Source organism: Brevibacterium sp. HMSC24B04 (genome assembly GCF_001806835.1).
Lineage (GTDB): Bacteria > Actinomycetota > Actinomycetes > Actinomycetales > Brevibacteriaceae > Brevibacterium > Brevibacterium ravenspurgense.
Window position 1 is genome coordinate 204,107 of record NZ_KV786087.1, and the last position, 7,369, is coordinate 211,475.

Sequence of the window (7,369 nt, forward strand, 5' to 3'; positions counted from 1 at the left end):
GCAATGCGCGAGATCCTACTGAACGATCGTTTGGTTTGTGTTAGCTTAGACACAAACTGCTCCCCAGATCGGAGGACACCGATGTCAGACGCGTACATCTATGACGCGGTGCGCACCCCGCGCGGTAAGAACCGCGGCGGCGCACTGCACGGAACCAAGCCCATTGACCTCGTGACCGGCCTCATCGACGCCATTCTCGAGCGCAACCCCGAGGCTGACCCCAAGGAAATCGACGACATCGTGCTCGGCGTGGTCACCCCCGTCGACGAACAGGGCGCTGTCATCGCCCGCACGGCAGCGATCGCGGCCGGCCTGCCCGACACCGTGGCAGGTGTCCAGCTCAACCGGTTCTGCGCCTCGGGCCTGGAAGCCGTCAACACGGCCGCCCAGAAGACCTCGGCCGGCTGGGACCAGCTGGTGCTCGCCGGCGGTGTCGAATCCATGTCCCGCGTCCCCATGGGATCCGACGGCGGCGCATGGTCAGAAGACCCGCAGACGGCCTACCATTCCTACTTCGCCCCGCAGGGCATCGGCGCTGACCTCATCGCCACCACCGAGGGCTTCAGCCGCGAAGACTGCGACGCATACGCCGTCGAATCGCAGAAGCGCGCCGAAAACGCCTGGCAGAACGGCTACTTCGACAAGTCGATCGTCCCCGTGAAGGACATGAACGGCTTCACTGTTCTGGCAGAAGACGAACACCGCCGCCCCGGCACCACCGTGGACGACCTCGCAAAGCTCAAGCCCTCCTTCACCAAGCTGGGCGAAGAAGTCGGCTTCGACGCTGTTGCACTGCAGAAGTACGCGCACATCGAAAAGATCGACCACGTTCACCACGGCGGAAACTCCTCCGGCATCGTCGACGGTGCCGCACTGACCCTGGTCGGCAACAAGGCCATCGGCGAAAAGCTCGGCATGAAGCCGCGCGCCCGCATCGTCGCCACCGCCGTCACCGGATCGGACCCGACGATCATGCTCACCGGCCCTACCCCGGCCACGGAAAAGGTGCTCAAGACCGCGGGCCTGAAGGTTGAGGACATCGACCTGTTCGAACTCAACGAAGCGTTCGCGGCCGTTGTGCTCAAGTGGATGAAGGACCTCAACATCCCGCACGACAAGGTCAACGTCAACGGCGGCGCCATCGCCATGGGCCACCCGCTGGGTGCCACCGGCGCCATGATCCTGGGCACGCTGCTGGACGAACTCGAGCGCCGTGACCTCAAGCGCGGCCTCGCCACCCTGTGCATCGGCGGCGGCATGGGCATCGCAACCATCATCGAGCGAGTCTGAGGGGAAAAACCATGACTGAATACACCGGATACGACTGGTCGCAGAGCCCCGACGGAATCGTCACCATCACAATGGACGATCCGAACAGCGGCGCCAACATCATGAACCAGCACTTCCTCACCTCGCTCGAAGCAACCGTCGAGCGTCTGGAAGCGGAAGTCGACTCGATCACCGGCGTCATCATCAAGAGCGCCAAAAAGAAGATCTGGTTCGCAGGTGCCGACCTGACCGGCTTCCTCAACATGCCTCAAAACGCTCTGGAAGCCGAATTCGAAAAGCTTGAATACACCAAAGCCCTCATGCGCCGTCTGGAGCAGCTGGGCAAGCCGGTTGTCGCAGCCATCAACGGTGCGGCACTCGGCGGCGGCTTCGAACTTGCACTGGCCTGCCACCACAGGATCGCCGCGTCTGACAACGGCCGCATCCAGCTGGGTCTGCCTGAAGTCAGCCTGGGCCTGCTGCCCGGCGGCGGCGGTGTCACCCGTGTCACCCGCATGCTCGGCCTGCAGAAGGCACTCCAGAACGTCATCCTGCCGGCTAAGCCGTTCGACCAGGAAAAGGCCCTGGCCGCCGGGCTGATCGACGACGTCGTTCCGCTGGACCAGATGGACGAAGCCGCTCGCGCTTGGATCAAGGAAAACCCGGCACCCGTCAAGCCGTGGGATGAACGAGGCTTCAAGATCCCCGGCGGTGCTCCGAAGGACAACCAGGGTCTTGTTGCGGCTCTGCCCGCCCAGCTGCGCAAGCAGCTCAAGGGTGCGCCCATGCCGGCCCCGCTTGCCGCAATGTCAGCGGCAGTCGAAGGTGCCCGCGTGGACTTCGACACCGCCTCGACAATTGAGTCGCGCTACCTGATCAGCCTGCTGGCGCACCCCACGTCGACCAACATGATCACGGCGTTCTTCTTCAACATGCAGGCCATCAAGGCCGGCAAGTCCCGCCCCGAGGGCTACGAGAAGTTCCAGGCCACCAAGGTCGGTGTTCTCGGTGCCGGCATGATGGGTGCCGCAATCGCCTACGTCAGTGCGAAGGCCGGCATCGACGTTGTGCTCAAGGACGTGTCGAAGGAAGCAGCCGAAAAGGGCAAGGACTACGCCCGGAAGCTCGAAGCCAAGGCGCTTGAGCGCGGCCGCACAACCGAAGACAAGTCACAGGATCTGCTTGACCGCATCACCACCACCGGTGACGCAGAGGACTTCAAGGGCGTTGACTTCGTCATCGAAGCTGTTTTCGAGAACGTCGACGTCAAGCAGCAGGTGTTCCAGGAAATCCAGGATGTTGTCGAACCCGACGCTGTTCTCGGTTCCAACACCTCGACCCTGCCGATCACCACGCTGGCAGAAGGTGTCGAGCGCAAGGAAGACTTCATCGGCATCCACTTCTTCAGCCCGGTCGACAAGATGCCGCTGGTGGAGATCATCCGCGGCGAGAAGACCTCGGACGCTGTGCTTGCGAAGACCTTCGACTTCGTTCAGCAGATCCGCAAGACCCCGATCGTGGTCACCGATTCGCGCGGCTTCTTCACCTCGCGCGTCATCGGCACGTTCCTCCTGGAAGCCATCGGCATGGTCGGTGAGGGTGTCGAACCGCAGATGATCGAACAGGCTGCCCTGCAGGCCGGCTACCCCGCTGGTCCGCTGCAGCTGATGGACGAACTGACGCTCACCCTGAATAAGAAGATTGCGGACGAAACCCGTGCGGCCAACCAGGCTGAGGGCAAGCGCTTCGAAGAGTTCGGGCTGGACGTTGTCGAGTGGATGATCGACGAAGGTCGCCCCGGACGCAAGGACGGTGCGGGCTTCTACGAATACGAAGACGGTCAGCGCGCCCGCCTGTGGCCTGGCCTGCGTGAGAAGTACAACTCCAAGCACGAAGGCGTCGACATTCACGAACTCGGTGAACGCATGCTGTTCGCTGAGGCAATCGACTCCGTCAACTGCCTGGAAGAGGGCGTTCTCACGACCGTGGCCGATGGCAACATCGGTTCGATCCTCGGCATCGGCTTCCCCGCCTGGACCGGTGGTGTTCTCCAGTACATCAACGGCTACCCCGGCGGCATGAAGGCCTTTGTTGCTCGCGCTGAAGAGTTCGCACAGAAGTACGGCGAACGCTTCGCACCCTCGGAGTACCTCAAGAAGCGCGCAGAGGCCGGCGAAGCCTTCCTCTGATCCGCGTGTAGTGCACGTTCCTGCGTGAACTGAAACAGCTGTGGGGGCGGTTGCGGACTTTTCCGCAGCCGCCCCCGCAGCTGTTTTCTGCTGACTGGGTGGAATAGGGAGGCAAAGTCGCCGTTTTGCCTCGATAGGCGCCTTAATCTGCACAGCTGCCGAGGTGCCTGTCGCCTTCCGTCCTAGACTTTCGGCATGTTCTCCTACTGTCTTCCCTCGCAGGTCACCGTTGCCGGCCGCACTTTCTCCATCACCCAGGCGACGAAGAACGATGTCCGGCCCATCGTCGAACTTCTGACCGACGACGTTCTCGGGGTCGGCCGTGAGGGCTGGCAGGAGAATGCCGAAGCCTATGAGCGGGCCTTCGACCTCATCGAGGCGAGCCCAGACAATGCCCTCCTGACCGTGCGAGAGGTGCGCGGCGCCTCGTCAGAAGAACCCGGCGAAGACGAGCCCATCCCGCTCGCCGGGACGTTCCAGCTGACGTTCCTGCCCGGCCTCAGCCGGAAGGGCATGTCGCGCCTGCAGGTGGAGGCCGTCCGCGTGGCGGAGGACTACCAGAGCATGGGACTCGGCAGCGCGCTCATGCGGTGGGCGATCGAATGCGCCCGACAGTCCGGGTGCGGGCTTGTGCAGCTGACAACCGACAAGACCCGCGTCGGCGCCCACCGGTTCTACGACCGGCTGGGCTTCGAGGCCACCCACGAGGGCTACAAAATCATCCTGTGACGGCTCAGCCGATGATGACGCGCGTTGCCAAGTACAACACGCTGGGGCCAAGCAGGCAGCCCATACCGGTGTAGAAGGTGGCGGTCATCGCGCCGTAGGGCACCAGGCGTTCATCGGTGGCGGCGAGCCCTGCGGCTACACCGGAGGTTGTGCCCATGAGTCCGCCGTAGATCATGGCCGACTTCGGGTTGTTCAGCCCGATGAGCTTCGCCGCGAACGGCGTGCCGATCATGACGAGCACCGACTTCACCAGGCCGGCGGCCACCGACAGGGCGATCACGGTTTCGGATGCGCCGACCGCGGTTCCGGTGACGGGGCCGACGATGTAGGTGGCGGCTCCCGCACCGATCGTGGCAATTGATTCTGCATCGCGGAAGCCGAAGACCACGGCTACAGCGGCGCCGACAATAAACGACAGAACAACGCCGATCATGAGCGACAGAGCGCCGGGCAGTCCGGATCGCTTGAGTTCGCGCACGTCAATGCCGTAGGCGGTGGCAACGATCGCGAAGTCGCGCAGCATTGATCCGCCCAGCAGAGCCATACCGCCGAATATGGCGATGTCGGAAATGCCCTTCTTGCCGCCGGTTGCCAGTCCGCCGAAATAAGCGAGCACGAGGCCTAAGACGATTGCGATGGCCGAGGCCTGCAGGCGGCCTTTCGTGAGGGTTTTCGACAGCCAGCCGGAGACGATCATGATGGCTGCGACGACAACGAACGCCACCAGAAGGTCAAGGTCTTCAAGGACTGAGAGAACTGTGTCGAGCATCAGCGACCCCTGCTTTCCGTGGCTTCGGCTCGTTCGGCAGAGTCAGCTGATTCGGCTGTCGCAGCTTGGTCAGCTGTCTCCGTTGGCTCGGCTGTCTCACCTGGTTCTTCAACGTCCGGCAGAGGCTCGGACGGAGCACCGATTTTCGACAGCAGCGGCACCATGGCGAGGCTGACGACAGTGGCGGCCACACCGGCTGCCAGGGCAACAGGACCGGCACCAACAGCCGCGTACACGTTTTGGATTGCGGCCATGGCGACGACGATCGGGATGTACATGGCGTTCCAGAACAGGACGCCGTGTTCTGTGGGGGCAGGCAGTTTGCCTTTGCTGCGCAGCCAGGTGGTGAGCGCAATCAGCAGGATCATGCCGAAGCCCACACCTCCGACGTTGGCATCGACGCCCAGAAGCTGGCCGAGGATTTCACCGATGATGGTGCCGGCCAGCACGCTTGCGGCGAGCGCGGCGACTCCGTACAGAATCATCGCTCGCTCCTTTCGGATTTATGGTTAACGGTTGAAAAAAGACATAAAAAGCCGGTCCGCGGTGGGCGGACCGGCTTTCAGCTCAACTAGTTCAGTTGGTGGTCTTTACCAGCTGATCAACCTTGGACTGGTGCGCGGCGTGGTTGAAGAACGCGCGGCGACCGAGCTCGTAGATCCAGCAGATTACCCAACCGACTGCGACGCAGAGTGCGGGCAGAATAACCCACGAGGCGGCGAAGACAATGAGGGCGATGATGGCACCGATGACCTGCATAAGTGACCTCTTCACTAAAGCGGATTAGGACATTCTTACTCAGTCTACCCCGTCCAGCGTTTATGCACACTTTTCTGGGTGGGCTCTCAGGTGCCGGTTCGGTAACGTTCCGAGGCCCGAGGTGTCGCCCGCCTCGCGCTGCCAGGTGCCCGGGGCTGCCGGTCCTGGGCACCAAACGCCCGCGCTTACCGCGGCATGTTTGCAAAGCGCGACTTCGCGCCCTGGAATGCGACGGTGATTTCGCCGGTGGGTCCGTTTCGGTGTTTGGCGACGATGATCTGCGCTTCACCTGCCGACGGTGATTCGGGATCGTAGACGTCTTCGCGGTGGATCAGCAGAACCATGTCGGCGTCCTGTTCGATCGAACCGGATTCACGCAGGTCAGACACCATGGGGCGTTTGTCGGTTCGCTGTTCGGATGAACGGTTCAGCTGGGACAGCGCGATAACGGGGACTTCGAGTTCTTTGGCCAGCAGTTTGAGCGAACGGGAGAATTCGGAGACTTCCTGCTGGCGTGATTCGACGCGCTTACCAGAGGTCATGAGCTGCAGGTAGTCGATGACGACCATTTTGAGGTCGTGCTGCTGTTTGAGCCGACGGCACTTGGCGCGGATTTCGGTGAGCGCCATGTTTGGGGAGTCGTCCATGTACAGCGGGGCGTCGTTGATGCGTCCCATGGTGTTGGCCAGGGTGGTCCAGTCGCGGCTCTGGTCGAGGTCGCCGTGGCGCAGGGCCTGCAGGGGGATGCCGGATTCGGCTGACAGCAGGCGCATGGTCAGTTCCTGCCGGCCCATTTCCAGCGAGAAGATGACGGTGGTCTGGCTGTTGTGGATGGCAGCGGAGCGGGCGAAGTCCAGGGCAAGTGTCGATTTGCCCATACCGGGGCGGGCGGCGATGACAATCATCTGCCCGGCGTGCAGGCCGTTGGTGAGTTCGTCGAATTCGTAGAAGCCGGTGGGGACGCCGATGGTGTCGCCGTCGTGGGCTCCGGAGCGCTCGATTTCTTCAACTGTGGGCCCCAGAACTTCTGACAGCCGCACGTAGTCTTCCGATGCGTTGCGTTCGGTGACGGAATAGATTTCGGCCTGAGCCCGGTTGACGAGGTCTTCTGTGTCGCCCTCTGCGTCGTAGCCCATCTGCACGATCCGGGTGCCGGCTTCGACGAGTTTGCGCAGCATGGCCTGTTCGCGAACGATGTTCGCGTAGAAGCCGGCGTTGGCCGCTGTGGGCACGGACGAAATGAGGGTGTGCAGGTAGGCGGGGCCGCCGATCCGGGCGATGGATCCGGCTTTGGACAGGGCGTTGGCCACGGTCACGGCGTCTGCTGGTTCGCCGGCGGCGTAGAGGTCGAGGATGGTGTTGTAGATGGTTTCGTGCGACGGGATGTAGAAGTCGTCGCCGCGCAGGAGTTCGACAACGTCCGCAATTGCGTCCTTTGACAGCATCATGCCGCCGAGCACGCTGGCTTCGGCGTCACGGTCCTGCGGTGGTGTGCGCAGACCGGCGTCTGCGTGTTCCCATGTGTTGTCTGCCATCTGTCCCTCCCCCTGTGCGGGCTTCCCCGCGGCTCACCATCATAGGGCCACCCACTGACATGACCGGGCCGGTCCTCTCACGAGGTGGAGGGCTCTGTTGCAAAAATCGTGAAGCTTGA

At 62.7% G+C, this 7,369-nt stretch carries 7 protein-coding genes; 3 read left to right on the plus strand and 4 right to left on the minus strand.

The window, feature by feature from the left end:
• Positions 1-81 precede the first annotated feature (81 nt).
• The 3 genes from HMPREF3092_RS05655 to HMPREF3092_RS05665 all read left to right on the plus strand — a co-directional run bounded on the left by HMPREF3092_RS05655 (position 82) and on the right by HMPREF3092_RS05665 (position 4,187).
• Positions 82-1,290, plus strand: a complete 1,209-nt coding sequence (locus tag HMPREF3092_RS05655) for an acetyl-CoA C-acetyltransferase (RefSeq protein WP_070424137.1) — start codon at positions 82-84, stop codon at positions 1,288-1,290.
• Between the two features lie 11 nt (positions 1,291-1,301).
• Positions 1,302-3,458, plus strand: a complete 2,157-nt coding sequence (locus HMPREF3092_RS05660; protein WP_070424138.1) for a 3-hydroxyacyl-CoA dehydrogenase NAD-binding domain-containing protein — start codon at positions 1,302-1,304, stop codon at positions 3,456-3,458.
• 195 nt (positions 3,459-3,653) lie between these two features.
• Positions 3,654-4,187, plus strand: a complete 534-nt coding sequence (locus tag HMPREF3092_RS05665) for a GNAT family N-acetyltransferase (RefSeq protein ID WP_070424139.1) — start codon at positions 3,654-3,656, stop codon at positions 4,185-4,187.
• Between the two features lie 4 nt (positions 4,188-4,191).
• Here the strand turns inward: HMPREF3092_RS05665 and madM are convergent, their stop codons facing one another.
• The 4 genes from madM to dnaB all read right to left on the minus strand — a co-directional run bounded on the left by madM (position 4,192) and on the right by dnaB (position 7,250).
• The gene (gene madM, locus HMPREF3092_RS05670) at positions 4,192-4,956 is read right to left on the minus strand and encodes a malonate transporter subunit MadM (RefSeq protein ID WP_019174254.1); all 765 of its coding nucleotides are present in this window, start codon (positions 4,954-4,956) and stop codon (positions 4,192-4,194) included.
• Entirely contained in the window at positions 4,956-5,441 is a 486-nt protein-coding gene (gene madL, locus HMPREF3092_RS05675) for a malonate transporter subunit MadL (protein ID WP_070424140.1), read from the minus strand. The genes madM and madL overlap by 1 nt, the downstream gene beginning before the upstream one ends.
• Positions 5,442-5,532: 91 nt before the next feature.
• The gene (locus HMPREF3092_RS05680) at positions 5,533-5,715 is read right to left on the minus strand and encodes a hypothetical protein (protein ID WP_019174252.1); all 183 of its coding nucleotides are present in this window, start codon (positions 5,713-5,715) and stop codon (positions 5,533-5,535) included.
• Positions 5,716-5,900: 185 nt separating this feature from the next.
• A complete protein-coding gene (gene dnaB / locus HMPREF3092_RS05685; protein WP_019174251.1) occupies positions 5,901-7,250 on the minus strand; it encodes a replicative DNA helicase in 1,350 nt (449 codons plus the stop codon).
• Between the last annotated feature and the right edge of the window lie 119 nt (positions 7,251-7,369).